This is a genomic window from Rhodopseudomonas sp. BR0C11, assembly GCF_010820945.1.
Lineage (GTDB): Bacteria > Pseudomonadota > Alphaproteobacteria > Rhizobiales > Xanthobacteraceae > Rhodopseudomonas > Rhodopseudomonas palustris_H.
Map to the genome: position 1 here is coordinate 1 of NZ_QTKI01000684.1, position 1,435 is coordinate 1,435.

The following is a 1,435-nucleotide window of genomic DNA, read 5'->3' on the forward strand; positions in this document are numbered from 1 at the left end:
CGGCCGATCGCGCCAAGGACTTCCCGCACAAGCCGGTCTATGTGCTCGGCACCGGCGAGAGCGTGGAAACGCCGATGGTCAGCCAGATGGAGACCTTCAACTCCTCGCGCGCCTTCAAGGTGGCGGGCCCGACCGCGTTCCGCGAGGCTGGCATCAAGCACAGCGACGTCGATCATTTGATGATCTACGACGCGTTCGCGCACCTGCCGCTGTTCGGCCTCGGCGACCTCGGCTTCATGCCGTATGAGGAGACCGGCAAATTCATCGCCGACGGCAACACCCGCCCCGGCGGCAAGCTGCCGCTCAACACCAACGGCGGCGGCCTGTCCTACATGCACTCGGGCATGTACGGCATGTACGCGTTGCAGGAAAGCGTCCGGCAAATGCGCGGCATCGCGCCCGCGCAGGTGCCGAACGCGAAGATCTCGGTCTGCCACGGCGTCGGCGGCATGTTCGCCGCAAGCGGCACGATCATCTTCACCAACGAGAAGTAACGTCGACGTCGCATAGTTGTTGTCGTCATTGCCGGGCTTGACCCGGCAATCCATCTTCTTCGCGAAGAGGATGGATGCGCGGGTCGAGCCCGCGCATGACGCTGAACTAAGTGGCATCGCCTCAGTTAAACAAAGAAGGAAGAAACAATGGCCAAGGCACTGGACGGCAAAGTCATCATCGTCACCGGCGCGGGACGCGGCATCGGCCGCGAGATCGCGCTGCTCGCGGCGCGCGAAGGCGCCAAGGTGGTCGTCAACGATCCGGGCGTCGCTTCCGACGGCTCGGGCACCGACGCCGCGCCGGCCGAGCAGGTCGTCGAAGAAATCAAGAAGGAAGGCGGCACCGCGGTCGCGAATTTCGAGACCGTCGCCGAGGCGATTCCCGCCAGCAAGATCGTCAAACAGGCGGTCGACACCTACGGCAAGCTCGACGGCGTGGTGAACAACGCCGGCATCCTGCGCGACGCGATCTTCCACCGCATGAGCATCGACGCCTTCGAGCAGGTGATCAAGGTGCACCTGATGGGTACGTTCTACGTCTCGCACGCCGCCGCCCGGCTGTTCCGCGAGCAGGAGAGCGGTTCGTTCGTGCACTTCACCTCGACCTCGGGCCTGATCGGCAATTTCGGCCAGGCCAACTATGCGGCCGCCAAGCTCGGCATCGTCGGCCTGTCGAAGTCTATCGCGCTCGACATGCAGCGCTTCAACGTCCGCTCCAACTGCGTGTCGCCGTTCGCCTGGTCGCGCCTGATCGGCACCATCCCGACCGAGACCGAGGACGAGAAGGCCCGCGTCGCACGGATGCAGCAGATGGGCCCGGAGAAGATCGCGCCGCTGTCGGTGTATCTGCTCGGCGACGCCGCCAAGGACGTCAGCGGCCAGATCTTCGCCGTCCGCATGAACGAGATCTTCCTGATGGGCCAGTCGCGCCCGATCCGCTC

Annotated in this window: 2 protein-coding genes; both read left to right on the forward strand. The window is 64.7% G+C overall.

Translation table 11 applies throughout. The features are described 5' to 3' along the window. Window positions 1-494, forward strand: a 494-nt coding sequence (locus tag DYI24_RS26560) for a thiolase C-terminal domain-containing protein (RefSeq protein WP_502706383.1), incomplete at its 5' end; no start/stop codon positions are given. Between the two features lie 147 nt (window positions 495-641). Continuing rightward, on the forward strand, window positions 642-1,435 hold a 794-nt coding region (locus DYI24_RS26565), incomplete at its 3' end, for an SDR family NAD(P)-dependent oxidoreductase (protein ID WP_164574452.1).